Below are 25,846 nucleotides of genomic sequence, written 5' to 3'. Positions count from 1 at the left end.
GTGAGCCTGCCCCCGAACGGGATCAATGCGCGGTTTTCTGCGTTTTCTGCGGATTTGTCTAACAGACGTACGTGCATCGCGTTTTAAAGAGACGGAACAAGGCGGCGGCTATCGTGCTCGACGCCGTTGCTACCGGCCGGCAGAGGGAATCCACGCCGCCATACGCCGGGCTGAATGCCGGTGACGCGTTTGAAAGCCTGGGCGAATGCCGACTCGGAACGATAACCCACCTCCTCCGCCGCATCGGGGGTGCTGGTGCCATTGCGCAGCATCTTGGCGGCCGCCTTCATTCGGACCAACGTCACGAATTGGCCGGGGGACTGTCCGGAAAGCGCCACGAATCGCTTGCAGAATGTAGCCCGCGACATATGCAGGTAATCAGCCATTCTGGCCGTGCTCCAATCATCGCCCGGCGCGGACACAATCGCCGCGACAAGCGGGGCGAATGCATGATGCCGCAGCAGCGTCCAACAGCATGGTGCCAGGGCATCGTCCTCATCCAGCGCTCGCAACGCATACACGAATAAAATACTTGTCAGCCGTGCGATCAGGGGCGACGGTGTGTTGGGGCTGCGTTGCGCCTCCACGCGGATCAATTCGAATATCTGTCGCACCCCCTGCTGCGATGGTGCGTCTTGCCTCGCAACGAGATAATCGGGCAAGAACTCCAGTAGAAAATGATCGGACTCCGACTGGAATTCGAAAAAACCGCATGCGAGACCAAGACTTTCAGGCACCGACTCGCCTGAATTCGAAAGCGAGGTCATCGTCCCGCGTTTGTAGCAGTTGTCCGTGGGGGCCTGCGGGTCGGAAGACAAACAGTGGGCGATATCGGATAAAAGAAAAACAGCATCCCCTTGCCTGAGCACGAGACTACGAGCCGGAATCGCACCTTGCGCACGAAGGTGCAGCCAACATTGGCCATGCAAAATAATATGAAAGCTGGCTTTCCCGCGCCCTTGCGTCGAAGCGCGCCACGCGCCGCAATATTGGCCCATGTGGAAAAGCGTACTTTTGACGTCCAGGCCCGTAAGCAGCCAGTCCGCAAAGACGTCTGCGTTAGACGACATAACTCGGTCCCTAAAGTGTCAGCACTAGGCAACAGCTACACCATACCGGGTCGCAATAACGCGTCAACGAAGATTTTTTTAGATGCTTATAACGATCGAGAATACGCCATGCACGATGTCGCCTCTTCTCGAGGATGGCGGGCCATTCGGATGAATGCGACGTTGACGCTGGGGGTATCCCAGTTCGATCATTGCAGCGCACCGCCGTATCGGCTCATCAGGCGGTGGCAAATAATGCCATGCATTGTTAATTTGCCATGGCAGTAGCTGCGTTGACGGTATCAGTGCATTTCAGCACATCGATAAAGAAATCGTTCGCCGCTGGCGACCTCACGACACCGCCAGCTTCGGTCCCGTTGTATCGCGCGGCATCAACACGGGCGGCGGGGCGATACGCATTTTGTTTGGTGTTGCATCACCGAACAAAACCAACTCACTCAGCAGCTCCACGGCTAGATCGGCCGCCGCGATTGTTGGAATTGCCGCGCTGGTGAGTGCCGGACGGGATTCCCTGGCAAGTTGAATGTCGGTAATGCCGATGACCGACATATCTCGTGGAACTGACAGGCCCATGTCTGTCGCGGCGGCAATGGCACCCAACGCTGGCAAATCATTAGTCGCGAAAATTGCCGTTGGACGCGGATTCCCACGGAGTAATGCCTGTGCCGCGAGATAACCGCCTTGTATTGAATCGACCGTGAACCGGATATCATTCTCCGACAACGGCACGCCCGCACGATGCATTGCCGCCCGGAACCCATCGAACCGCGTTGCGTGAATGCCTGTCGCCTCACTACCCACGATCGCGCTGATGCGCCGATGCCCCAATGCGAGCAGATGGTTTGTCGCCAGCACGGCGGCGGCAAAAAAATCCACCGCGACACAAGGCAGTGCCGGCGGCTGATCAGGACGCTCCCACATGCAAAGAACGACCGGCGCCGGATGCGCCTCCCCACGTAAGGATGCAACGTCCAGACCGCTATTCATGACAAGCATGCCTTGTGCGAGCGTTCCGGCGATCTGGTTGAAATACGCCCGCCCGATCTCCGGATCTTCGTCCGTATTACAGATAATGAGAAACTGTCCCTGCCGGCGGGCGGCTCGCTCCGCAGCCAATGCAAATTCGGGATAGAACGGGTTTGCAATACTGGTGACCATCAGTGCGATCGTCGGCGGCCGGCCTTCCGCCAGGGCACGAGCCATCAAGTGCGGGCGATAGCCGGATTGCTTGATCGCGTCCAGCACACGATCGCGAGTCTCCTGACCGACTTTGCCACGTCCACGAAGGACGTTGGATACCGTTGCGGCCGTCACGCCAGCGAGCCGGGCCACTTCTGCAAGCGTTGCCATAATCATCTCAATAGTCAGCGCCGATCAACAAATTCCTGTTTGCTAATTCGCAGGGAACGAGCTACATTCATCAAAAAGCAGCGCATAAAAAGTATTTGGAGACGTGTTTCGAATGCATGGCGGATTACCCTTAAGGGTAAAACCTATCGCTCTCGAATTACAAGGTTAAGCGCTTAACCTTACCGCGTCTCCGAATTTAAACATGGAGACGGCAGCATGGCGAGCATCTCGTTGCGATCGGTTCAAAAATCCTACGGCGGAGACACGCCAGTTATTTGCGATGTAGATCTCGATATTGCCGAGCACGAGTTCTGTGTATTTCTGGGGCCATCCGGATGCGGCAAGTCAACGCTGTTACGGATGATTGCCGGCCTGGAAGATGTGACGGACGGTACCGTTCTGATCGATAACAAGGTCGTCAACGATGTGCCCGCGGCACAACGCGGCGTGGCGATGGTTTTCCAGAGCTACGCGCTGTTCCCCCACATGACCGTGTATCAGAACATGGCGTTCGGGCTGACGTTGGCAAAGACACCGAAGTCCGTGATCCATGACAAGGTGACCGAGGCGGCGCGTATCTTGCAGCTCGAACCCTTGTTGGAACGCTTGCCCAAGGCCTTATCTGGCGGACAACGGCAACGAGTCGCGATCGGCCGGGCAATCGTGCGCAATCCGGGCGTATTTCTATTCGATGAACCCCTGTCGAACCTCGATGCCACGTTACGCGGTCAGACGCGCATTGAAATTGCGCGCCTTCACAAGCAATTTTCCAAGGCCAGTGTCGTGTATGTAACGCACGATCAAGTGGAAGCCATGACGCTTGCCGACAAGATCGTACTACTCCATGCCGGAGCCGACACAGCGACATTCGGCAGCATCGCGCAGGTCGGCACGCCTCTCGACCTTTATCACAGGCCCCGCAGTCGCTTCGTTGCCGGATTTATCGGCTCACCGCGGATGAACTTCCTGTCCGCTCACGTCAGCGAGACAGGAGCAGATCATGCCATCGTGACACTCGATGGTGCGAATGAGCGGTTACGAGTCGACATTCGACCGGAAACACCCCGGCAAAACGATGCGGCTCCCAAGCTTTGTTCCACAGCGAACACGCTCGCCAGTTTGCAGATCGGACAGCACGTGACGATAGGTATTCGCCCGGAGCACCTGCATCCGGTGCCGAAAGACGCGCCGAGCGTGGCCGATGGCATGCATGGATCCAACCAGATAAACCGTGCAATCACATTGGTGGAACAACTGGGTGAACACTGTTATCTCCATTTGGAAACCACGGACAGTACGCTGCTGATTGCCAAAGCCCCCGGTGACTGGTCGATTGTCCAAGGCGGACGCTGCACATTTATGGCGCCGCCCGACGCGTGCCATTTATTTACGGACGACGGTCTTGCCGTGGTCTACACCCCCGCTCATCAATTTGCGTAGGAGCACACATGCATATTGGCGTTTGTTATTACCCCGAGCATTGGCCAGAATCAATCTGGCGCGAAGATGCGGCACGCATGAAAACGTTGGGCGTGGAACGAGTACGTATTGCGGAATTCGCGTGGAGCCGGATCGAACCTGTGCCAGGTGAATACGATTGGGGATGGCTCGATCGGGCGGTGGACGTACTGGGCGAGGCAGGACTGCAGGTGGTGATGTGTACACCCACGGCGACGCCGCCAAAATGGCTGGTGGATCAACATCCCGACATCCTCGCGATAGGTGCCGATGGCAGGACACGCGCCTTCGGATCACGACGCCATTACGATTTTTCATCGCCTTCTTACCACAAGGCCGCTGCGAAAATCTGCCTGGCCATCGCAAAACGCTATGGCAATCACCCGGCAGTGGCCTTCTGGCAGACCGATAACGAATATGGCTGCCACCACACGGTGGTGAATTATTCGCCTGCTGCAATTGAAGGTTTTCGTCGTTGGCTGAAGTTGCGGTACGGCGATATCCAAACGTTGAACCGTGCCTGGGGCACCGTCTTCTGGAGTATGGAGTATCGGAACTTCGACGAAATCGATCCCCCCATAGGGACCGTTACCGAAGCCCACCCGTCGCATCGACTCGACTACCGTAGATTTGCGTCCGATGAAGTCGCGCGTTTCAATCGCATGCAAGTTGACATCATTCGGCAAGTCTCGCCGGGCCGTCCGATAGCGCACAATTTCATGCAACTCTTCACGGAGTTCGATCATTATCGTGTTGCCGATGACCTTGATATCGCGGCTTGGGACAGCTATCCACTCGGCGCTTTGGAGGAGCAGTGGTTTGATCCCGAAGTAAAAGCGAAATGGTTGAGGACCGGCCATCCGGACTTGGCGGCGTTCAATCACGATGTCTATCGAGGCATGAGCAAACTGCCGTTCTGGGTCATGGAGCAGCAACCCGGTCCCGTCAATTGGGCAAACTGGAATCCCGCGCCATTACCAGGCATGGTACGTCTCTGGAGTTGGGAAGCGTTTGCGCACGGCGCCGGATGTGTTTCCTATTTCAGGTGGCGACAAGCGCCATTTGCGCAGGAGCAGATGCATGCTGGTTTGAACACGCCGGACAACCTTCTGGATGTCGGCGGCAATGAGGCGCGGCAGGTAGCAGAAGAAATTCGTCTCCTCAAGCAGCATGTCGGCACAGCCGTCGTTACGCCCATGTCGCAACAGTCGCGCGCCCATCGCGTGGCGCTGATTTGGGACTATGAATCGAAATGGCTTTTCGAAATTCATCCGCAGGGTCAAGATTTCCATTACCCCCGATTCGCGTTTGAGTACTACAGCGCATTGCGTAGTCTTGGATTGGATGTCGATATCGTCCCGGCGAATGCAAAGCTCGATGGCTACCGGATGATTGTCGTACCGCCGTTGCCGATCGTGCCAGATGATCTTGCCGTACAACTGACGCGTCTGGCCGCAACCCAGGTGGAAGTCGTCATCGGTCCGCGCACCGGGTCCAAGACAGTCAATCTGACCATCCCGGCAGCGTTACCACCCGGAAATTTGACATCGATACTGCCGATTCGCGTGTGGCGTGTCGAGTCGCTTCGCCCTAACGTAACCGAACCCGTAGACGGCGGTAGCGCGCGACACTGGCGAGATTTTGTCGAAGCGGGTGCCGATGTGGATGTTGATGCGCGATTTTCCGACGGTCTTCCCGCGGTGTTGCGATACGGCCACGTCCGTTATTTCGCAAGCCTCTTTGATCCCTCGTTGACGCAGTCACTGTTCCAACAAGCCGCTACCACGGCAGGCCTCACGACAATGCATTTGCCGGAAGGCGTGCGTGTCAGCGAATTAGCCGGCCTTACCTACATCGTCAACTACGGACACGTTCCATACGACATCGTGCCGGCGGCAGGGGAAATCCATGATTTCGTCATCGGGGAGCGTCACGTGGCGCCGCAACAAGTCGCTGTTTTCCGTCGAACACCGGCGTAGGCCCACGCGGATGCGCCATGCCGTGGTAATGCATGCTAGTTGCTGGCATGGCGTAGTAAAGGCAAGATGTAACCAGTCGGAACGATAGATAAAAAATACGATATCCGGAGACAAGCAAGATGAAAATACCCGTCATGTATCCCCAGGACGCAGTGCGCAGCCTCTATAGCACATTCGAACGCGCGCGGCGCGTGACTTCCCGTGTCATCGCGCTGCACGCCACCCATGTCGTGAGCAACGCCGCCTCTCACATCGCTGGTCGTCTTACTGCAAAGGTCGCGGTAAGCGCTGCAGCTATCGCGATAAGCGCTACCGCATTGAATCTTGGCATGGTCAACGCCGTCCAGGCATCGACGCTCGAGATCAATGTGGCATTCAAAGGAGCCAGTCAGCGCGCGGTCTGGCAGCGCATTTTCGATCAGTTCAAGACCGCTCATCCCGGCATTGACCTGAAGGTCTCGTTTGTTGACGAGGAAGCGTACAAGGTACAGCTTCCCGGGTGGCTATCGACCTCTCCTCCTGATGTGGTCACATGGCACAACGGCGAGAGAATGGCCTATTACGCGCAACGTAATCTTTTCGAGGATCTGAGCGCGGACTGGAGCAAAAACAATTGGAACGCGATGTATGCGTCCACCAAGGAAGCATCATCGTACAAAGGAAAGCAATACGCAGCCCCCACTGTTTACTACTCCTGGGGCATGTTCTACCGTAAAGATTTGTTCACAAAAGCCGGTATCGCACGCGAGCCCAAGACCTGGGCCGAATTCTTGGATGCTTGCAAAAAGCTGCAGGCAGCAGGTATCACGCCGATAGCGGTCGCGGGACGGGACGCCTGGACCCTCGCGGGCTGGTTCGACTACCTCGATTTGCGTATCAACGGCAACGCATTCCATCAGCAATTGATGTCGGGAGAGATACCCTACACGGACGCGCGCGTCAAAAAGGTCTATGCAGCATGGAAGCAATTGATCGATGCGAAGGTCTTTATCGACAACTCGCTGTCATACGACCTGGATTCCGTTCAGCCTTTCCTCTATCAGGGCAAGGCGGCGATGATGCTGATGGGCACCTTTGTGGCGGCGGGCTTTCCAGCCAGCGTGAAATCCGAAATGGGCTACTTTCAGTTTCCCATCATCGATCCAAAGGTGCCAACTGCCGAGGATGGACCAGTCGAATCCCTGCACATCCCGGCAAAGGCCAAGAACAAGGCAGATGCGCATACGTTCCTTGCTTTCGTAGAAACACCAAAGATCGGTGCCGAGCTTGCGCAGGGCCTGGGATCGCTTTCCGCAAACAATCAATCGCCTCCGCCTGACGATCCCATTTCCAAGATCGGCTTCCAGATTCTGTCGAACACGAAAGGCGGTATTGCGCAATTCTACGATCGGGACATGACCAAGGAGATGGCGGATATCGGCATGGAAGGCATGCAGCAATTCATGTCGAACCCTTCGCAGATCGATGCCATTCTCGCGCGCCTTGAAGCGGCTCGTAAGCGTATTTATCATAAATAGCGCCTAAGGAGTGTCCGAATGAAATTGGAGGCCATGAAGGTGTCCGATGCCGCGCCGACCCGACGCGCGAAGCGGGTTAGCCGCACAAGTGCGGTGTCGCGGCAACAGCGGCGTGCGGCGTTTTTGTTCCTGGCGCCGGCATGCATCATGATCGCGGTCTACGTCGTGTGGCCGATCCTGTCTTCAATCGCATTGAGTTTCTATAACTGGGACGGGATGTCACCCAAAGAGTTTGTCGGGTTGGCGAACTATACGGAACTCATTCATTCGGATACGTTCTATACGGCCCTCAAAAATAATCTGATCTGGCTGATTCTGTTTTTACTGGCACCGCCCATGGGGCTCGCCGTCGCCCTTTATCTCAATCAAGTGGTGCCCGGCATCCGTCTGGTCAAATCCTTGTTTTTTGCGCCATTCGTCCTCTCTGGCGTCGTGGTCGGATTGATGTTTTCCTGGTTTTACGACCCGACTTTCGGCTTGCTAAAACTTTTTCTCGGACATGGTATTCCGATATTGGGGGATGCCCGCTACGTCACGTTCGGCATTATCTTTGCGGCACTATGGCCGCAAACGGCATACTGCATGATTTTGTATTTGACGGGTCTGACGTCCCTGAATGCCGAACAAATCGAAGCAGCTCGCATGGAAGGGGCGCGAGGATGGGCGATGTTGTGGTATGTCGTGTTACCGCAATTGCGTCCTACTACCTTCATGGCGGTGGTCGTCACGATTATCGGTGCGTTGCGCAGCTTCGATCTGATCGCGGTAATGAGCGGTGGCGGCCCATACCAAAGTTCGACGGTACTGGCTTATTACATGTACGACCAGGCAATCAAATACTACCGGTTAGGCTATTCGGCGGCTATTGCCGTAACCCTATTTGCGATCATGATGATTTATATCGTGTATCACCTGCGCCGCCTGCTGCGTCAGGAAACTTGAAAACCGATCTCTTCAAGAACGGAGAACACTATGTTTCCCATGCCGATTGCGAAATGGCGGCCGCTGAATCGCACTTTCTATAAATTATCGTTACCACTGGCCCTGGTCATCTGGTTACTACCGCTCATTGCGGTATTGGTCACCTCCGTGCGTTCATCCGACGAACTGGCGGAAGGGAACTACTGGGGCTGGCCACGACATTTCGCAATGGTTGCAAATTATAGCGATGCATTGACGACATCACCCATGCTGCATTATTTCTGGAATAGCGTGCTGATCACCGTGCCGTCCGTCGTGGGCTCGATCAGTTTGGCCGCCATGGCGGGATTCGCCTTAGCCACCTATAAATTCCGCGGTAACACGACCTTGTTCGCGGTGTTTGTCGCCGGCAATTTCGTGCCGATCCAGATTCTGATGATCCCCGTTCGCGATTTATCGCTGAAGCTCGGCTTATTTAATACTGTCGGTGCGCTCATTCTATTTCACATTTCGTTTCAGACCGGATTTTGCGCGCTGTTTTTAAGGAATTTCATCAAGCAGCTGCCGTTTGAATTGATCGAAGCGGCTCGCATCGAAGGCGCGAATGAGTGGACCGTATTTTATAAGATTATCTTGCCATTGATCCGACCGGCACTGGCCGCCCTGTTCATCCTTGTTTTTACCTTTGTGTGGAACGACTATTTCTGGGCGCTCTGCCTAACCCAAGGTGATGACGCCGCGCCGTTGACTGTGGGAGTCGCGGCACTGAAGGGACAATGGGTAACTGCCTGGAATCTCGTCTCCGCCGGCTCCGTTCTTGCGGCCCTGCCCTCGATTTTCATGTTTTTCGCGATGCAACGGCATTTTGTCGCTGGTCTGACATTTGGTGCGACGAAAGGATAAGGAAGGGAAGGCGACGGAAACCGTGCCTTTCCGCCCTTTACCCGAAATCCTTTGGCGCGAACGCGGGTGCGTGCACTTCGGGCCACAAACCGGCTTTTCCTTGTGGCGTACCTCGTTCATACGCGACGCGACATACTTACCACACCGGCGTTGTTATCTCTTTTTCACTTGCGCCCCCACAACTATTGGGAATACAATCCGCCGCAAGTAAACCCTGGAGTCCCGCCGTGGACATATGCCCTAGTTGCCCCTCGATGCCGGTCCAAGCCGGCCAAGCCACCGCGAGATAGCAGCCGCCCAGGGTGTACCCCTTTGCCGCTAGCTCGCATTTGTCGAGTTAGCGCGCGTCATTCCGGATCAGCATCAGTCGGTCCTTTCGTTGCACGCTTCGTTACGTTTCAACTGCAGGTCGCGCCGCATGCGCTAGGGGTAAGCACGTCCCCAGCGCTGCCGCCCGGCTGCCGTGAGCAACCGTATCGCCCTATCTCGGCAAGCTTGGTTTCCTTGGATATGCATTCGTTACGTATAACTAAGCAATATAAAAAGGAAGTCACGTGAAGAATCATATCGATCTCGTCTCGCGCAGGTTCCGTCTGAACGCACTCACCGCACTGACGCTGTCACTTGCCTGCGCACCTGTTTTCGCGCAAGGCGCGGCATCCACTGCCGAGCCATCGTCCGGTGCAAGTGATGCGAGCACGACGTCAACACAGACCCCCGATGCGGATGCGCCCGCCCCCACCAGTTTTTGGGAGCGCTCGAACCTTCTCGGCAACATAGGCGGCTTGCGCGACGTTCTCGGCGATCACGGCATTACCTTGACCCTTCAGGAAACCAGCGAGTACCTTTACAACACGTCCGGCGGCACGCATCGCGGCGGCGCCTACGACGGGCTCACGCAATTCGGCTTCACCGTTGATACCGGCAAGTTGGTCGGCCTGCCGGGTGGCACATTCAACGTATCTGGATTGCAGATCCATGGCACCAACCTCACGCAGCGCTACCTGCAATCGCTGCAGGCTGCTAGCGGCATCGAAGCAGATGCGACAACCCGTCTCTGGGAACTCTGGTATCAGCAAACGCTTTTTGATGGTAAAGCCGATGTGAAAGTGGGTCAGCAGAGTCTCGACCAGGAATTCATGGTGAGCCAATATGCGACCCCGTTCATGAACGGCACATTCGGCTGGCCCGTGCTGGTATCTTCAGACCTTCCTGGCGGTGGCCCCGCGTATCCGCTGTCGTCGCTCGGCGTGCGGCTTCGGGTAAAGCCATCCGCTTCGTGGACCGTATTGACCGGGGTGTTCGACGGCAACCCGGCGGGTCGCGCAAGCGGCGATGCACAGCAATTCAATGCACACGGCACGAACTTCAACCTGGGCAGCGGGGCGCTCGTCATTGGTGAAGTCCAGTACGCGTTGAACGCGCCGCCGGCTGACCCGAAAGCAGCACCGCCAGCAGGTTTGCCAGGCACTTACAAGCTCGGTTTCTGGTATCAGTCGCAGCATTTCGACGACCTCAGCAATGGTACCGACGGCTTGTCATTGGCAAATCCGGCAAGCAACGGCGTGCCGGTCAGCCATCACGGCGACTATGGATTCTACGGTGTAGCGGACCAGATGGTATGGCGGCCCAGCGCCGATAGCCCGCGCGCGGTCGGGGTATTCGCACGCGTAATGGGTGCGCCCGGTGATCGTAACGTCGTCGATTTTGCGCTCAACGCGGGTGTCACACTGAAAGCCCCCTTCGCAGGACGTGACAACGACACCGCGGGTATCGCGGTCGGCTATGCGAAGATCGGTTCGCATGCGCGCGCGCTCGACAGCGCCGTCGGCACCTACACGACACCCGGCTACCCAGTGCGCAGTGCGGAGACTGTGGTAGAGGCGACATATCAATACCAGGTCACGCCTTGGTGGCAGTTGCAAGCCGACTTGCAACATATCTTCAGACCGGGCGGCGGCATTCCGAATCCGAATAAAGCCGGGTCGCGCATCGGAGACGAAACCGTGGTTGGTTTGCGGACGGTCATTACATTCTGAAGCGTGATCATCTCACGACTCGACGCGTCGCGCCTGCCGTGATACAGGAACGCAAATCTCGTGGCTAGGCGTGCCGGATAAAGTCCGGCATCGATCGAAATGCCACGATAAAATCGGTTATCGCGTCACCACGCCTCAAGCAAATCCATACAACGCCGCGGGATTCGTTTTAAAAATGCGTTCCTGCCAATCGGAACGACCTATCCATGCTGCAATCGTGTCCAGTAAGGCAGCATCGTCCGGCTTATGTGTCTTCTCCGTTGGATGCGGCCAATCGCTACCCCAGAGCATTCGTTCAGGCGCCATTCTGATAAACGCCTTTGCAACCAGCGCGACGTCTTCATACGCCGGTGCGCCCGTCTTCGTATCGATGTATGGACCCGACAATGTCACCCATACATTGCCTTTTTCCACCAGCCGCGCGGCGGTACGAAAGGCATCCGAATTCAACCCGTCAGGTTGCGGCAAGTGTGCGATGTGGTCGAGTACCAATGGGCACGGCAAGGCCACAAGATGCGATTCGAGCGCCGGCAGTCTGGTACCCTGCACGACTAACTCGATATGCCAACCGAGTACGGCAATACGCTTGGCCAACGGCGCGAGCATGTCGAGCGTGGTGGCGCCAGGGTAGCTCAAGTTGAAACGGATGGCGCGTACGCCATCACGATCCATCTGCTGAAGCGTGGCATCGGTAACCGTATCATCGACGACGGCAACACCGCGCGCGGCATCGCCACATTGCCGTAGCGCGTCCAGCATGCATCGATTGTCGGTACCATAGGTGGAAGGCGTCACCACGACATTGCGCTTCACGCCTAGCCGGGCTTGCACGCTACGATACTGCGCGAGGACGGCGTTCGGTGGCCGTAATGTCGTCCCCGGCGCGACCGGAAAACGGTCGTCGTAGATATGCATGTGGCAATCAATCGCACCTTCCGGCATGTGAAAAATGGCCCGTTCGCTACCGCTCGACCAGGTCTCACCCTGCTGCGCGCGGATCGGCATGGCCGGTAGCGTCAATGCCGCAACCGCCAGGCCGGCATCGCGCATGAAACCTCGTCTCGTGATGGGCAACATCATTCAGACCGGTTCTGTTTGTTGAACGACTTTTGCTTGCGGACCGTTGCGCGTCAGAACCAGTAAGGTAAAGACGCTGATCAGTGTGAGGATTGCGAGAGGCAGCAACGCCAACGCGTAGCTGCCGGTCGCATCCTTCACCCAACCGTAGACGTTGACCATTAATCCCCCGCCAAGCAGATTAGCCAGCGCGTTGATCGCCGCCAGACCAGCGGCGGCAGTTGCGCTTGACAAGATGCTCCCTGTCAATGCCCAGAACGGCCCTTTGAAAGCGTAGGCGCCCACGAGCACCGCCGAAAGCATGCACACGGTAGGGAGCAAGGCGGCGCTGAGCGAGGTCGCAAATAGCCCGACGCCGATCAGCAGCATGGGCACCACGGTATGCCATCGGCGTTCGCCCAGCCGGTCGGAACGTCTTCCCCAATACACCATCAGCACCGATGAAAGCAAATAGGGAACCGAATTCAGCAACCCGGTCTGCATTACCGTCAAACCATACGATTTCAACAATTGCGGTTGCCACACGGACAACGTGCTGCCTGCGGCCGAAGCGCATGTATCGACAAGTGCAAGACAGAGGACGTAACGGTTGAGGAAAAGCTTTCCCAAAGGCATCGACGCTACTTTCTTTGGTGCTTTTTTTTCATGCGCCAGCGCGTTGAGCAACCATGTACGCTCTTCATCATCAAGCCAGCTTGCCTCTGTCGGTTTGTTCGTCAGATAGAACAGGCATGCCACACCAAGCAATACAGTGGGGATCCCTTCCAACAAAAAAAGCCAATGCCATCCACGCAAGCCACCGACCCCATTCATTTGCAATAGTGCTGCGGAAATGGGCGATCCAATAAAACTTGCCGCGGGAATGGCCACCATGAAAACAGCGATGATGCGTGCACGATACGTCGCCGGTATCCAATACGACAGATAAAGCAATACACCTGGGAAGAAACCGGCCTCGGCGGCGCCCAGCAGAAAGCGAAGAATATAGAATGACGCCGCATTCTGCACCAACGCCGTCGCGGCGGAGACAAGCCCCCAGGTAATCATGATCCGGGCGATCCAGGCCCGCGCACCGTATTTCTGCAATCCCAGATTGCTGGGAACTTCGAATAGAAAATACGAGATAAAGAAGAGGCTGCTGCCAAAGCCGAATACGGTTGCCGACATGCCCAGGTCATGGTTCATCTGGAGCGACGCCATGCCAACGTTACCACGATCGATGAAAGCCAGCAGATAGCATGCCATCAAGAACGGCACGAGGCGCCAGACGACCTTGCGAATGGTTCTGCGTTCGACGTCGGAGACGGGGGAACGGTCGTTATCTTGCATGATCGAATCTCTCACTTTCTATTGATGTTCCAATGCCACGCCCTTGCTTATCGCAGGCGTTTCCCACGTGTCTCCGGTGCCATCAGGACCACGACCGCCGCCGCCGCGAAGGCAACAATCGTCGTGGCCAATCCAAGGGTGAAACCACCGGAAGTCGAGGCCAATGCGCCGATGACGAGCGGCGCCAGGAAGCCGCCCAGGCGCCCCCCGTTATAGGCAAGTCCCATCAGAAAGCCACGGGACTTGGTATCACCGATGATCTCTGCAAGAAAAGGTCCCGATCCGGCAAAGATGCCATTGACGCCGAAGCCTGTCAGGAAGATGGCGATCATTAACGGCAACGATGCGTTGGACGTGATGTAGACCGCTACCGCCCCGGCACCAACAAGTAGATAGGCAAGAAACATGGGCCGACGACCAAGTCGGTCGACAAGCGCTGAAAAGAGCAGGAAACCAGCGATGGCCCCACATTGCAATGCCAAAACAAACTTCAAACTATGGACAAAATCGAGGTGCTTGACGACTTGCAGGAAGGTCGGCGTCCAGGTAAAGACACCCCAGTACAAATACTGCAAAAAGAATATGAAACCAAACGCCAATACGAGCCCTCGCACGTCCGCCTTGGCCTCGGGCCCGATCACGATGGCCTCGGTTTTTTCCGCGTTCTTACGCTGCCGCCAGATCGCTGGTTCCGGCGTGTTGCGCGCAACCAGGAAGAGGATGAAAAACGGTAGCGCGCCGATCAGGAACAGTAGGCGCCAACCATTACCGGCAAGGCTGCCGTAGACATGGCCCACCAACCCTGAGATAAAGATCGCCAGGATAGCGCCCACCGGCAACCCCATCTGCATCAGCGCTCCCCCTTTGCCCCGACGGCTCGCATGCCACGTCTCCGCAACCAGTGCAGCACCTGCAGTCCACATGCCTCCCATGCCGAGCGCGCCGCAGAAGCGCAAGATTGCAAAACAGGTTCCGTTGGGCGCCAGGGACAACAAGCCGGAGAACAGCGAATACACGGCGATACATAACATGGCCGTGCGCACGCGGCCGATACGATCCGACACATATCCGAAAACGATGCCGCCAAATATCTGACCCGCGGCGGTCACACTGGTGAATAGTCCTGCTTCCGCCTTCGACAACCCAAACTGCGTGGCCAGTACCGGCAACAGCAGTGATAGCAGAAACGAATCGTAACTCTCGAATGTCCAGCCGAGGCCCGCCAGCGACAGGGAGCGCCACTCGGTACGCGTGATGCTGCTGTAGCGCCGTGCCGCGACGTCTTCTGCCGCCGACGCGTCATCTGTATCGCCTGCACCAATACCCGTTGATGATTTCATGGAAATTTCCGATTGATCACGTCATGACAGGCGCTACGGTAGGCATCGCTCGCAAAGGCCGTGCGACAACGGTATGCTGCGTGTGGTCCGCGCGGGCACGTGGTGGCAGTCCGATCCGCATGCCTGGCAACGCGCAATGGTGAAAGCGTCGCATCGTCAAAATGCATCACGCGCTCCGCTTTCCGGGATCGCCCAGCAACGCCATCGTGAACGCTCCGATGAGCATGACGGCGGATACCGCCATCAGCGGCACGGTGTAACCGTTGGAGATCTGCTTCAGGGTTCCGATCATCGAGGGTCCGACAAAGCCACCCAGATTGCCGATAGACACGATCAACGCCAGACCACCGGCGGCCGCGCGCCCGGTCAGGAACGCCGACGGAATGGCCCAGTACGTGGCCTGGAATGCGAGAATGCCACTGACGGTGACACACAACGCGGCCAGTTTGAGCGCCGGTACATTCGTGAATACACTCGCCGTCAACGCGCATGCGGCAATGATGAGCGCACCGGAAATATAGAGGACGCGATTCCGTGCCCGTCGTGCCAACCGGGCCCACAACAGCATGACGAACGCACCAATCAGATAAGGCAGCGCGGTCAACCATCCGACGGTCGCGTGATCGACCCCAAGCTGCTTGATGATCTGCGGCATCCACAAACCAACCCCGAGCGAGCCGACAATGCCACAGAAGTTGATAAAGGCGAGCACAAACACACGCCAATTCGTCAATGCCCCTCGCAGGGTCGCACCATGTCTTGCCGCAATGGATAGTTGTTCAGTGGCGAGGCGTTGTGCCACGCTCGCCTTTTCAGCGTCGGTCAACCATGTCGCTTTTTCCGGGCGGTCCGTCAACACGAACAGACAGGCGATGCCGAGCAGCACCGCGGGCAGGCCCTCGACAAGCAATAGCCATTGCCAACTGCGCAGTCCGTACATGCCGCCCAACTGCAATAAAGCACCCGAAATCGGCGAGCCAATCATGTTCGCCACCGGAATCCCTACCAGGAATGCCGCGGTGATCTTGGCGCGCCACTCGCCAGGAAACCAGAGCGTGAAGTAGAAATAGATTCCAGGCGTGAAACCCGCTTCCGCGATGCCAAGGAGAAACCGTGCCGCCGCAAAACTTTTCGCGCCAACGACAAACGCCGTCAGCATGGAAAACACACCCCACGTAATCATGATGCGCGAGATCCAGAGACGCGCTCCAAATTTCTGCAAGGCCAGGTTGCTCGGTATCTCGAAAATAAAGTAACCGATGAAGAACAACCCTGCCCCAAAACCGAATTGTTCGGCCGTCAGACCGAGATCACGATTCATCGTCAACGCGGCAAACCCAACGTTGGTGCGATCCAGATAACTGACGACATAACACAGGAAAATAAAAGGCAAGATGCGCCGATAGGCCTTCTTCAGCGCTCGTTCACTCAGATCATGCGCATCATGTTGCGCCGCCGACAGCATCGCGCCTTGTGCGCTTTCATTCGCCGCATTAGCGACAACGATTTGCGAAACGCTCATGATTGTCTCCTGCATCGCGCTTCATTGAGCACGACTTATTTGGGATGGCTGCCGCGATCGCCCCAATGATCGTGGTGTCGACCGCGGATCTGCCGCGGTCAGCGCAGGTATGACGCGCAGAAATCAGGTCTGCGGTGGGCCACGCTTCGGCAATACGCCCGGCATGCTCATCCGTGCCGTCAAAACGGTGCCGCTGGTCGACTCCGTCATGAATAGTGTCTTCATATCCGTGCCGCCGAAGCAGTGATTCGTCAACGATGCACCTTCGGGGCTGTTGAGGACGACCACCGGCTCGGCGCGATCATTCAGCACCCAGACACGGCCAAGGCCTGGGTTTGCGACAAACAGACGGCCGGCGCTATCGATCGTCAAGCCATCCGGGCCGCTCGGACCATGGGATGTAAAGAACTGGCCCACCTTGCTGACCGACCCGTCGTCCTGTAACGGCACGCGCCAGACACTGTTACCGCGCGTCATGGCGACAAACAACACTTTTTCATCGGGAGACAACACCAGACCGTTCGGGCTCGGGCAGTTGCCAAGCAGCATATCGAGCTTGCCCGCAGGGCTCAGTCGGTACACACGACCGGTCGGATCGTGCAGGCCTGTCTGTCCTTGGTCAGTGAAATAGAGATTGCCGACGCTATCGAATGTAAGGTCATTGACGCCTTTGAATCCTTCACTGTTGCGACGCGACAGATAGGAGCGTATCTCTCCGCGAACGATATCAAGCAACATCAGGCCATTGCGATAGTCGGTGATCAGTAAATGACGATCATCCAGCAATTTCATACCATTCGGTTCGCCCGCATACTCGGCGATACATTCCCATTCACCCGACAGGCCGATATGGAAAATCCGGCCGTGAGGGATGTCGGTTACATAGAGCGTGCCGTCCGGCGCCCACACCGGGCCTTCGAGGAAGGAATCGACCGGCCGGCCACCGCGATTCGCGCGAGCCCAGTCGGTAAGCACATCGCCGCGTCGAAAACGATCGGGCATGCGGGAAAACACGTCGGCGGTGCGCACTTCCGGGGCGTTAAGCAAAAACATGTAAGCTCTCGTTCACTGTCAGCATCGTTGATGTTGCAGGTCAGTTCGCCGTCTGCGCGCGTTCGTCCAATACGGCGAGAATGTTCATCGCTGCACCTTTCCCCATGTTCACGTAAGCCGCATCGCTGACCCCACCGATATGTGGTGACAGAATGACGTTACCGATATCACGAAGTGGGTGCGGCGTGACCATTGGCTCGATATCGAAGCTGTCAAGCGCGGCGCACTGGAGCGTGCCATCCGCCAGCGCATCGATCAACGCCGCCTCATCGACCAAACCGCCACGCGCGGTGTTGACCAGGATCGCGCCGCGCTTGAAGCGCGCGAAGGTGTCCTTGTTCAGCATGCGGCGATTTTCATCCGTCAGCGGGCAGTGCAGCGATACCACGTCCGCGCACTGGTACACGGTGTCGAGTTCGACCAGCGAGACATTATCCGGCGCGGCCTTGGCGTAGGGATCGTAGGCGATGACCTTCATCCCGAATGCCAGACCGATCGCGGCAACGCGTCGTCCAATCGCACCTAACCCAATGAGCCCGAGGATGCGGCCTTCGAGTTCGATCGATTTGTGCGTCGACTTGTCCCAATGACCAGCACGCATCCGCTGATCGAGATACGGTACCGCCTTCGCGCATGCCAGAATTTGCGCCCAGGCATGCTCGGCCACCGCGGCTGCGTTCGCGCCTGCTGCCGCACGTACGGCAATCCCCCGTTGCGCGGCGGCAAGCTGATCAATGACATCGATGCCGCTCCCATGCTTCGAGATGACTTGCAACGCCGGCGCGGCGTCCATGATCCGTGCATTCACCTTTCCGTAACGGACGATGATGGCAACGGGATTGTGTTTCTCGCACAGGCGGACGATATCGTCCTCATTCGGCTGCTTGCCGGCAAATACGACATCGAACGACTGCAGCAAATCAAGCGCCTGCGACGCGAGATCCGCCGCGGTCACCAGCACGACTGGCTTGTATTGTCCGTTCGGCATCACAGTGTCTCGCCTTCGCCCAGCATGTCCACGCTGCGCAATGCCTTCTCGAGCCAGCTCGCACGAGTGTCTCCCGCCTTGATCGACGCGATCCGCTTGGTCTCGGCATCCACTTTCTTACGAGCCGCAAGCAAGATCGGCGCAACATCGTGACGCGGTATCACCACCACGCCATCGGCATCGCCGACCACGAGATCGCCGGGATAAATGGTCGTCCCACCCGCCGAGATCGGTGCGTTGACACGACCGGCAACGCTTTTCGTGGGGCCCGCCGGGTTCAGACCCGCCGCGAAGACAGGGAAAGTGCCTTGCGCCAGTTCATGTGAATCACGCACGGCGCCATCGATCACAAATCCCGCAATGCCCGTGGCCTGGGCTTGCGTTGCCATGATTTCACCGATCAACGCCGCCGATAAATCTCCCTTGCCATCTACGACGATGACGTCGCCGGGTCTGGCAATCGCCAATGCTGCGTGAATGGCCAGATTGTCTCCCGGCCTTACCTCGACGGTCAGTGCCGGGCCTGCAACTTTCATCGTGGACGACAGAGGTTGCACACGACCGTGCAAAGTGCCGCGACGACCTGCGACATCAGCCAGAATCGCCGCCTGAAATTGAGAGGCGTCCGCAACCTGTTCGGCAGAAACGCGTTCAAAGTCACGCGTGATGGGTGCCGAAGCGTTCGATGATCGCTGCATAATTCACACTCCAGAAATCGTTTGTTTTACCTAGTACACTTATAATGTACCTGTCGAAACAACTATATCGTTTAGCACCACGCACTTTCCATTAGCGTTTACCCCTTTACCAGGCGCACACGTGTTTTACCCTGTACAATGGTCTGCGTATTTTTTGGGAGGAACGACAATGGGAAACGATGGGGTGGCAGCGGTGGAGAAGGCGCTTGCCTTGCTGGATTGTTTCAAACCGGGCACCGAGTCACTGTCATTGAGCGCGCTGGCTCAGGCCTCCGGCATTCACAAGACCACGGTTTACCGGTTGATGAATTCGCTGGAGCGCATGAATTACGCCGTCCGCGCCGATAACGGAAGTTACTCCCTCGGCTCGCGACTACTGTTTCTCGGCAAGCTGTACGAGCAGTCGTTCCACTTGTCGTCGGTGATCCAGCCCGTGCTGCATGCACTGGCGGCGGCGACAAAGGAAAGTGCGTCCTGGTACGTCATCTCGAAGAAGCAACGGCTTTGCTTGTTCAGGGCAGAACCGTCGGAGGGCCTTCGGGAAACACGCCTGCCCGGCACCGCGTTACCACTCGATGGCACCGCGATCAGTCAGGTGCTGACCTACTGGGGCTTGCAGTCTCGTGCCGACACGCCACAACCTGCGCTGCCGCTTTTCACGTCAGGCGCGCGCGACCGCCATACGGCCGCGTTTGCCTCGCCGGTGTTTGGCGAGGGCAATGCGTTCATGGGTGCGCTCACGCTCTCGGGCCCGGCGTCTCGTCTCGAAGCGGCGCATGCATCGGGCGATCTAGATGGCGTGCAGTTGAAGGCTGCTTCGGACCTATCGCGTAAACTTGGCGCAAGTACGGGATTTTGCGAGCAGATGTATGGGCAGAAAACAGCGCTCCCATGAGACGCATGACGACGCCTGATGGGCGTGTTGCTCGCGCACGATATCTTGAGGAAACACGCTGTTTCGCACTGCTCGGGAGCAGTCACATCGGCGCACGGCGTTGGATGGTCGGCGGCAACGCCGCCGCCGGATCAAGCAGCTCAAAAACGCATGACCAGTGACACGCCCGCCACCATCAATACCGTGCCAAGCAGACGCAGCCAGGTAATGGGATGGTCCGCCACGCCGATAAGGCCAAAATGGTCGATCACGACCGAGGCAACAAGGTTCGCGCAGATGGTCAGCCCATTCAGCGTTCCTACTCCCACCTTCTGCACCAACGTCAAACCGGCCACCACCGCAACAGCACCCACGATGCCACCCAGTGGCGCCCACCACTTCATGCCTCGCAAATCGTCAAGTGTCGGGACCGGTGTCGGCCGCACGCACAATACGGCGATCGCCACGAAAGTGACAAGCAGGAACGACACGCTGGTAGCAAGCCAGGGGTTGATGAGCGCGCCCTTGAGCTGCCCGTTGATCGGCGCGCCGGCCGCCTGGAGAACACCGCCGATGATAATGAACAGATAAATCCAAGCCTGGCTCATTTTTCTTCCCTGTAAGCGTTCTTTCGATGTCTGCAATCTAGAAAGCGAGAAATCACGAGATCAGAAGTCTTGCACCCAGCGCCAGCACGAGTGCGGGCACCATCACAAGCACGCCGACCTTCAGGAATTGCATAAAGCCAACGTCCATTCCTTCCCGGCGGATGGACGAAAGCCAGAGGATCGTGGCAAGCGAACCCGTAATCGACAGGTTTGGTCCGAGATCCACGCCTATCAGCAAGGCGTCGACGACCCGTTCGGGACTATGCGCGGACAGCGCCGTCGCGCTGGCGATCAATCCGGCAGGCAGGTTATTGATCGCATTGCTGCCGAACGCGACGGCGACGCCGGACACCACCGCCGCGCCAGAAGGATTGTGCTGCACGGCCATCGTAAGCAACGCTGACAGTCTTGCGATGACACCGGTATGCACGAGCATTTCCACGAGCACGAACAATCCCGCGACAAGTGGGAGGACGCTCCACGAGATATCGCGGACGAGCGCGAACGGAGACTGCCGTTCCTTTACCATCACGACGACAGCCGTGAGGATGCCGAGTATGGCGGTAGGCAGACCCAGTTGCATGTCGAAAGCGGAGACGATGAGCAGCGCGATGGCGGTGAGGCAGATACCGGCGAGCGTCACCTTTCCGGCTGCGCTAAGCTTCTCGACTGGTAGATCGCGCGCGCATGTACCCACCAAGTCGCCGCGTTGTGTCCAGCGCAACATCGCGAATGTCGCGACGATCGACAGAATTGAAGGTACGGCGAACCGCGCCACCCACAGGCCCAGCGCGGGAGGATGGTTTGCGTAGAGTACGAGATTAGCCGGGTTCGATATCGGTAATACGAAGCTCGCCGCATTGGCGATGAACGCGCATACATACAAAAGCGGCATCGGATTCGTATCCGCTTTTTTGGCCGCGGCGAAAACCGCGGGTGTCAGCACGACCGCCGCCGCATCGTTCGAGAGAAACGTCGTCACCACCACACCGACGAGATACACCAGCAGAAAGAGTCGACGCGGCGAACCTTTTGCATGGTTCACCGCAATCGCCGCGATCCACTCGAACAACCCTTCACGACGACCCAGCTCCGAGAGCAGCATCATGCCTATGAGAAAGAGATAGACATCGGTGCCCTTTCCAACTGCGTCCCAGGCGATAGACACAGGGAGCAATCCAAGCACGACAAGCAGCAAGGCACCGGCCACGGCCCAGATTGCCTCAGGCCATTTGAAAGGACGCAAAATCACACCGGCTGTCGCCGCCAGGGCAATACCCCAAGATAAAAAAATTGAATTCATGTAGGAAGAGACTGATCAGTGGTACCGCTGCCCTGGGGCACGATAGCGCGTTCGTGATTATTGCCGCAGGCTTTCTTGAGGGTTGCCCCAAAGCACAGCCACAGCGCGATCGATCCGGTAGATATCCCACCGAGCACGAGAAATGCGGTTGCAAAACCGAAGTGTTGGGCGAGCATCCCACCCAATGCGGGACTCAGCGCCGCGCCAACGCCCTGCACGGTCATGACCACGCCCTGGCCGACGTTCACACGCCCCGTTCCCTTCAACAGACGAACGACGAGCGCTGGCACGACCACGCTTTGCAGACCCGCACCGATACCGTCAAGCGCCTGCACCGGCCACACCCCCCACGTGCTCATGAACATCGCCACCACGCCGCGCAGCGGCAACGCAAGGAATGCGATTAAAATCACCCCCCAATAACCGATACGACTAACCAGGCGGTTGGCGAAACAGGCAGCGATAACCATCACCAACTGCGCGATGACAATGGTCTGGGCGGTAAAGGCGCTCGGATCGGTCTTGTGTGCGGCCACGATTGCCAAGCCATAAAGCGGAAGCATGGCCGCATTACCGAGATGAAATATCGCGAGCGCGGCGGCGAGCAGCAACAAGGGTCTGGACGACAGTAACACGTAGAAACCCTTTACTTGCTCCGGCCCAGATGCGTCGGGTTCGGACAAAAGACCACGTGCACGGCGGTGATCGATGGCATCGTGTGGAATGAGCAGCGTCGAAATAATGGCCAGCACGGTAAATACCCCTACCAGCGCGAATACCGCGCCAAACCCATAACGCCAGCCAAGCCAGCCAGATAACGCCGCGCCCGCAACATTGCCAGCATGATTGGCGACCTGGTTGTGCCCGAATTGCCGGTCGAAACCACCATCGCGCACCATGCCAAGGGTTATGCCGGCAATTGCGGGACCGAGTACCGCGCCCGTTATCGCCGTTAGTATTTGCGATCCCGCGACCATCCAGTAACGCGGAAACGTCCACAGCGCAAGTGCCGCAAGCGCGATGATTATGCCAGCAACCACGATCAGGCCGCGCTTGTGACGGGTCGCATCAACGAGTGCACCGGCAGGTGACGTGGCCAACATGCCGGCAATGCCACCGAGGGTCATGACCGTGCCGATCGCGCCGGGCAGCCAGCCGTGCGCTTGCAGGAAAACGCTTAGAAACGGGCCAAGGCCGTTCTGCACATCGGCCATGAAGAAGTTCAACGCTACAAGCGCAAATAGAGGACTCATCGATCATTACCAACCATGTCCGTTCTTATTGGGGCCGAGCTGCGAACCGATAATCCCATGCTCGGGCCAGGCATCAACCGCGTGAACGTCGGTACCGAGCGAATCCGGCGGACTGGGGTTGCGATCTGCCTCATCCGCGCCAGGCAGCTCGATCGCGTCCTGGCCGATTCGTCCATCGGCGGTGCGCGCCGTTACGCTCAGGGCGCGACGGTGCATCGACGTCACCGCAGGAAGGGGTGCCTGCCATACACCTGGTTCGTCCGCGACTCGCGCAAGCGCGAAATGCACGCCGTCCAGGTCAGCGGAGACCGATACCACGTCGTCGTTGGAAACCAGCACTCGTACCTGCGCTTTTGCCTCCGTGGCGTACAAACCGAAGTGCTTGCGATACATTCGTCGATCTGATGGCTGCGTGATCATGACGAACGGGAACCCGGCGTCGAGCCGGTGAAACTTCCAGCTCACGGCGGGTCCGTCCACGGCCACGACGGCGAAGCCCGGATACCCATCGTCCTCTTCGATCTGTCCCGTCGAACGGGTGGCAGCATAAATGACATACCCATCGTTGAGGAGTTCGTTGTAGTGCGTATGTCCGGTATCGACGATGGCAACGTTCGCGTAAGCGAACGCGCAAGCCAGCGACCCACCATCGACAAGATCGCCAGGGTAGGCATGCATGAACACCACCGGTGAACCGCGATCGTGCGTCGCGCGTTCGAGCTCTTCGTTGAGCCATTGGCGATCCGGCGCGGAAAGCCTGAAATCGGGTCCACCGCCTCCCGCCGATACGACATCCAGGAACAGACACCGATGGCCCTTCACGATGCGTGACGTGGGCAACGGTGCATTTGCAAATGCCTGAAATGCACCCAGGTGCCCCGGCTCAAAATCGTGATCGCCGGGAATCACATGGAGCGGTACGTTCAGTTCGCGCAGCGCGTCGCGGATGCGTTCGAACTGTTCAGGCGTACCATTATTCGCGTTATCACCCGGTAAATAGGCGAAATCGATGCGCTCACTGAAATGGCGATTCACCAACCCAACCATCTCCTGCAGTACGCTCAGGCTTTTGAACCCGTCATCGGAAGACGCGTGAAGGTCGCCGAAATGCACCCAGCTCAACATGTCAAAGCTCCTGTGTATCGAGGCTGTCATCAGACCCCGCCTCGACCAGCTCGGCGATCTCCTCTACCTCCATCGTGCGACCGTGCCGATTTGCCACACCGTGCCCCCACGCCTGGACATGCGTGCCCGGTGTAAGGTACGACACCAGCTCGGTAGCAGCATGCGGCGGCATGCGCAGTGACGTGCCGTCGTCCAGCAACGCGCCGCGCAACTCCCCCTTCGGGCCGTGCAACGACAACAGCACCTCGCCGCTGACCTGCATCGGCTTGTGTTCGACGTGCGGCTTCTGATGCTTCTGACCATGGTGATCGGGACCTTCGTCAAGAATGACATTGCCGCCCGCCGTGACAAGAGATACCGCCGCGATCATGTCCACGCCACGCGGCTTGACGCCACGCACGCGGATCGTATCGCCCAACTTCACGTTTCGGGCAATCTGCGATGACAGGTGCGGTGGACAGTGGACTTGAGACGATCGTCTTGTGCCAAGTACCAGGCCGTCGATTTCGCCGTGTGAGTTCAGCAGAAAGCGTGTCACCACGCCGCGTGTCTCTGGAAGACTCTGTGGATCAATCCAATGCATATTGCTTGTCCTCGTTGGAAATGGTTAAAAGCGACTTTCTCGTCGCACCGATCACGGGCTGGGTGGCATGCGATCGTAGAGCTGGGTCAGGTTGCCGGGCGCACCGAATGCCGTGGCCTGTAGCGCGGTGCCATACTGATTACGCGAGCCGTAGCCCTCAGCGGCGACCAACGCACCAGAGCGCAGGATGCCCGCGAACTGCTGCGCGACGGGCGGCGTGAGTTTGATGACGGTGCCATCCACAAGGATCACACCATCAGGCTCACCGCGCGGCGCAGTCGTGATACGTGCCACTCGGCCCTGCACACTCAGACGGGACAACCTATCGCCACGCAACGGACCCGGAAGCGGTAAGGCACCAGGTTGCGGCGGCTGGTCGACCAATTGCTGATTGCTTCTCATGTTGATGATCCGCTGCGCCGTGATCTCGCCGCCGCCATTACGCCATCCGCTGATCTGCACGCTGTCTCCCGGTCGTAAGGCCGAGGTGAGTTGGGTACTCAGGTGCGGGGGGAAATGCACCAGTCCGCCATCGCTTGTCAGGAAACCATCTACATCGCCATCCGGGTTGATGAGAAAGCGGGAGACGGTTCCTTGGATATTGACCGCCGTGCCGTCGGCAGCCGGTGGCGGTGGCGCGATGCCCGGACCGGGTGGTGGCAAGCCAGCAGCCGCTGCCGGAGGGGGCAGCGCTGTGCCATCGGGGGTGGTTTGTGCTACACCGCTGGTGCTCGCGGCGAGCAGTGCGGAGAAAAGGACCGCGCCGACAAAGCGCTGGCTTGAATACATCGATATGGATTGCATGATTCACTCCTCCAGTTGGCAAGGAGTGTCATGCAAGAGCTGTGCCTTCGCT

Annotated in this window: 22 protein-coding genes; 7 read left to right on the top strand and 15 right to left on the bottom strand. The window is 57.9% G+C overall.

Annotation, left to right across the window (positions count from 1 at the left end; translation table 11 throughout):
- Positions 1-83 precede the first annotated feature (83 nt).
- Positions 84-1,070, bottom strand: coding sequence for an AraC family transcriptional regulator (locus SJQ66_RS07785; protein WP_024903210.1), 987 nt, complete (start codon positions 1,068-1,070; stop codon positions 84-86).
- Positions 1,071-1,400: 330 nt separating this feature from the next.
- A complete protein-coding gene (locus SJQ66_RS07780) occupies positions 1,401-2,420 on the bottom strand; it encodes a LacI family DNA-binding transcriptional regulator (RefSeq protein WP_024903211.1) in 1,020 nt (339 codons plus the stop codon).
- 216 nt (positions 2,421-2,636) lie between these two features.
- On the opposite strand from SJQ66_RS07780, the gene SJQ66_RS07775 reads away from it, so the two are divergent.
- The 6 genes from SJQ66_RS07775 to SJQ66_RS07750 all read left to right on the top strand — a co-directional run bounded on the left by SJQ66_RS07775 (position 2,637) and on the right by SJQ66_RS07750 (position 11,237).
- On the top strand, positions 2,637-3,860 hold the full coding sequence (locus SJQ66_RS07775; protein ID WP_024903212.1) for an ABC transporter ATP-binding protein: 1,224 nt from the start codon (positions 2,637-2,639) through the stop codon (positions 3,858-3,860).
- Between the two features lie 8 nt (positions 3,861-3,868).
- A complete protein-coding gene (locus SJQ66_RS07770) occupies positions 3,869-5,857 on the top strand; it encodes a beta-galactosidase (RefSeq protein WP_024903213.1) in 1,989 nt (662 codons plus the stop codon).
- 119 nt (positions 5,858-5,976) lie between these two features.
- On the top strand, positions 5,977-7,374 hold the full coding sequence (locus SJQ66_RS07765) for an ABC transporter substrate-binding protein (RefSeq protein ID WP_236693492.1): 1,398 nt from the start codon (positions 5,977-5,979) through the stop codon (positions 7,372-7,374).
- Positions 7,375-7,392: 18 nt separating this feature from the next.
- Positions 7,393-8,316 (top strand): carbohydrate ABC transporter permease, encoded by a 924-nt coding sequence (locus SJQ66_RS07760; RefSeq protein WP_024903215.1) that lies wholly within the window; start codon positions 7,393-7,395, stop codon positions 8,314-8,316.
- 30 nt (positions 8,317-8,346) lie between these two features.
- Positions 8,347-9,198, top strand: coding sequence for a carbohydrate ABC transporter permease (locus SJQ66_RS07755; protein ID WP_024903216.1), 852 nt, complete (start codon positions 8,347-8,349; stop codon positions 9,196-9,198).
- Positions 9,199-9,752: 554 nt separating this feature from the next.
- Entirely contained in the window at positions 9,753-11,237 is a 1,485-nt protein-coding gene (locus tag SJQ66_RS07750) for a carbohydrate porin (RefSeq protein ID WP_024903217.1), read from the top strand.
- Positions 11,238-11,372: 135 nt separating this feature from the next.
- Here the strand turns inward: SJQ66_RS07750 and SJQ66_RS07745 are convergent, their stop codons facing one another.
- The 7 genes from SJQ66_RS07745 to SJQ66_RS07715 all read right to left on the bottom strand — a co-directional run bounded on the left by SJQ66_RS07745 (position 11,373) and on the right by SJQ66_RS07715 (position 19,244).
- A complete protein-coding gene (locus tag SJQ66_RS07745) occupies positions 11,373-12,314 on the bottom strand; it encodes an amidohydrolase family protein (protein ID WP_024903218.1) in 942 nt (313 codons plus the stop codon).
- 3 nt (positions 12,315-12,317) lie between these two features.
- Complete coding sequence (locus SJQ66_RS07740) at positions 12,318-13,643, bottom strand: MFS transporter (RefSeq protein ID WP_046153006.1); 1,326 nt, start codon at positions 13,641-13,643, stop codon at positions 12,318-12,320.
- A 47-nt stretch (positions 13,644-13,690) separates the two neighbouring features.
- Positions 13,691-14,983, bottom strand: a complete 1,293-nt coding sequence (locus SJQ66_RS07735; RefSeq protein WP_024903220.1) for an MFS transporter — start codon at positions 14,981-14,983, stop codon at positions 13,691-13,693.
- A 166-nt stretch (positions 14,984-15,149) separates the two neighbouring features.
- Positions 15,150-16,448 (bottom strand): MFS transporter, encoded by a 1,299-nt coding sequence (locus SJQ66_RS07730; protein ID WP_051504358.1) that lies wholly within the window; start codon positions 16,446-16,448, stop codon positions 15,150-15,152.
- A 180-nt stretch (positions 16,449-16,628) separates the two neighbouring features.
- Complete coding sequence (locus SJQ66_RS07725) at positions 16,629-17,558, bottom strand: SMP-30/gluconolactonase/LRE family protein (RefSeq protein ID WP_253463768.1); 930 nt, start codon at positions 17,556-17,558, stop codon at positions 16,629-16,631.
- Between the two features lie 40 nt (positions 17,559-17,598).
- Positions 17,599-18,546 (bottom strand): NAD(P)-dependent oxidoreductase, encoded by a 948-nt coding sequence (locus SJQ66_RS07720; RefSeq protein WP_024903223.1) that lies wholly within the window; start codon positions 18,544-18,546, stop codon positions 17,599-17,601.
- Complete coding sequence (locus SJQ66_RS07715) at positions 18,546-19,244, bottom strand: RraA family protein (RefSeq protein ID WP_024903224.1); 699 nt, start codon at positions 19,242-19,244, stop codon at positions 18,546-18,548. The genes SJQ66_RS07720 and SJQ66_RS07715 overlap by 1 nt, the downstream gene beginning before the upstream one ends.
- Positions 19,245-19,413: 169 nt before the next feature.
- Between SJQ66_RS07715 and SJQ66_RS07710 the strand changes: the two genes are divergently transcribed.
- Positions 19,414-20,139, top strand: coding sequence for an IclR family transcriptional regulator (locus SJQ66_RS07710; RefSeq protein ID WP_024903225.1), 726 nt, complete (start codon positions 19,414-19,416; stop codon positions 20,137-20,139).
- Positions 20,140-20,279: 140 nt separating this feature from the next.
- On the opposite strand, the gene SJQ66_RS07705 is transcribed toward SJQ66_RS07710, so the two are convergent.
- Genes SJQ66_RS07705 through SJQ66_RS07680 form a run of 6 tightly spaced genes read right to left on the bottom strand, consistent with a single transcriptional unit; the run spans position 20,280 to position 25,794 of the window.
- Positions 20,280-20,726, bottom strand: coding sequence for a DMT family transporter (locus SJQ66_RS07705; RefSeq protein WP_024903226.1), 447 nt, complete (start codon positions 20,724-20,726; stop codon positions 20,280-20,282).
- 52 nt (positions 20,727-20,778) lie between these two features.
- On the bottom strand, positions 20,779-22,029 hold the full coding sequence (locus SJQ66_RS07700) for an arsenic transporter (RefSeq protein ID WP_046153007.1): 1,251 nt from the start codon (positions 22,027-22,029) through the stop codon (positions 20,779-20,781).
- Positions 22,026-23,282 (bottom strand): MFS transporter, encoded by a 1,257-nt coding sequence (locus SJQ66_RS07695; protein WP_320534156.1) that lies wholly within the window; start codon positions 23,280-23,282, stop codon positions 22,026-22,028. The genes SJQ66_RS07700 and SJQ66_RS07695 overlap by 4 nt, the downstream gene beginning before the upstream one ends.
- Before the next feature lie 6 nt (positions 23,283-23,288).
- A complete protein-coding gene (locus SJQ66_RS07690; protein ID WP_024903230.1) occupies positions 23,289-24,407 on the bottom strand; it encodes a metallophosphoesterase family protein in 1,119 nt (372 codons plus the stop codon).
- A gap of 1 nt (position 24,408) precedes the next feature.
- Positions 24,409-24,990, bottom strand: a complete 582-nt coding sequence (locus tag SJQ66_RS07685) for a hypothetical protein (RefSeq protein WP_024903231.1) — start codon at positions 24,988-24,990, stop codon at positions 24,409-24,411.
- A gap of 51 nt (positions 24,991-25,041) precedes the next feature.
- Positions 25,042-25,794 carry a hypothetical protein gene (locus tag SJQ66_RS07680; protein WP_024903232.1) on the bottom strand — a complete coding sequence of 251 codons (753 nt, stop codon included), beginning with the start codon at positions 25,792-25,794 and terminating at the stop codon, positions 25,042-25,044.
- Between the last annotated feature and the right edge of the window lie 52 nt (positions 25,795-25,846).

Origin of the sequence: Robbsia andropogonis, assembly GCF_034047095.1 — a bacterium.
GTDB classification, from domain to species: Bacteria; Pseudomonadota; Gammaproteobacteria; order Burkholderiales; family Burkholderiaceae; genus Robbsia; species Robbsia andropogonis.
Note: the sequence above shows the minus strand (reverse complement) of the source record. Positions and strands in the feature narration are given on the sequence as shown.

Bases quoted from the DNA above. Each gene is read 5' to 3' on its own strand.
- SJQ66_RS07785 (WP_024903210.1), bottom strand. From the start codon at position 1,070: ATGTCGTCTAACGCAGACGTCTTTGCGGACTGGCTGCTTACGGGCCTG.
- SJQ66_RS07780 (WP_024903211.1), bottom strand. From the start codon at position 2,420: ATGGCAACGCTTGCAGAAGTGGCCCGGCTCGCTGGCGTGACGGCCGCA.
- SJQ66_RS07775 (WP_024903212.1), top strand. From the start codon at position 2,637: ATGGCGAGCATCTCGTTGCGATCGGTTCAAAAATCCTACGGCGGAGAC.
- SJQ66_RS07770 (WP_024903213.1), top strand. From the start codon at position 3,869: ATGCATATTGGCGTTTGTTATTACCCCGAGCATTGGCCAGAATCAATC.
- SJQ66_RS07765 (WP_236693492.1), top strand. From the start codon at position 5,977: ATGAAAATACCCGTCATGTATCCCCAGGACGCAGTGCGCAGCCTCTAT.
- SJQ66_RS07760 (WP_024903215.1), top strand. From the start codon at position 7,393: ATGAAATTGGAGGCCATGAAGGTGTCCGATGCCGCGCCGACCCGACGC.
- SJQ66_RS07755 (WP_024903216.1), top strand. From the start codon at position 8,347: ATGTTTCCCATGCCGATTGCGAAATGGCGGCCGCTGAATCGCACTTTC.
- SJQ66_RS07745 (WP_024903218.1), bottom strand. From the start codon at position 12,314: ATGTTGCCCATCACGAGACGAGGTTTCATGCGCGATGCCGGCCTGGCG.
- SJQ66_RS07740 (WP_046153006.1), bottom strand. From the start codon at position 13,643: ATGCAAGATAACGACCGTTCCCCCGTCTCCGACGTCGAACGCAGAACC.
- SJQ66_RS07735 (WP_024903220.1), bottom strand. From the start codon at position 14,983: ATGAAATCATCAACGGGTATTGGTGCAGGCGATACAGATGACGCGTCG.
- SJQ66_RS07730 (WP_051504358.1), bottom strand. From the start codon at position 16,448: ATGCTGTCGGCGGCGCAACATGATGCGCATGATCTGAGTGAACGAGCG.
- SJQ66_RS07725 (WP_253463768.1), bottom strand. From the start codon at position 17,558: ATGTTTTTGCTTAACGCCCCGGAAGTGCGCACCGCCGACGTGTTTTCC.
- SJQ66_RS07720 (WP_024903223.1), bottom strand. From the start codon at position 18,546: ATGCCGAACGGACAATACAAGCCAGTCGTGCTGGTGACCGCGGCGGAT.
- SJQ66_RS07715 (WP_024903224.1), bottom strand. From the start codon at position 19,244: ATGCAGCGATCATCGAACGCTTCGGCACCCATCACGCGTGACTTTGAA.
- SJQ66_RS07710 (WP_024903225.1), top strand. From the start codon at position 19,414: ATGGGAAACGATGGGGTGGCAGCGGTGGAGAAGGCGCTTGCCTTGCTG.
- SJQ66_RS07705 (WP_024903226.1), bottom strand. From the start codon at position 20,726: ATGAGCCAGGCTTGGATTTATCTGTTCATTATCATCGGCGGTGTTCTC.
- SJQ66_RS07700 (WP_046153007.1), bottom strand. From the start codon at position 22,029: ATGAATTCAATTTTTTTATCTTGGGGTATTGCCCTGGCGGCGACAGCC.
- SJQ66_RS07695 (WP_320534156.1), bottom strand. From the start codon at position 23,282: ATGAGTCCTCTATTTGCGCTTGTAGCGTTGAACTTCTTCATGGCCGAT.
- SJQ66_RS07690 (WP_024903230.1), bottom strand. From the start codon at position 24,407: ATGTTGAGCTGGGTGCATTTCGGCGACCTTCACGCGTCTTCCGATGAC.
- SJQ66_RS07685 (WP_024903231.1), bottom strand. From the start codon at position 24,990: ATGCATTGGATTGATCCACAGAGTCTTCCAGAGACACGCGGCGTGGTG.
- SJQ66_RS07680 (WP_024903232.1), bottom strand. From the start codon at position 25,794: ATGCAATCCATATCGATGTATTCAAGCCAGCGCTTTGTCGGCGCGGTC.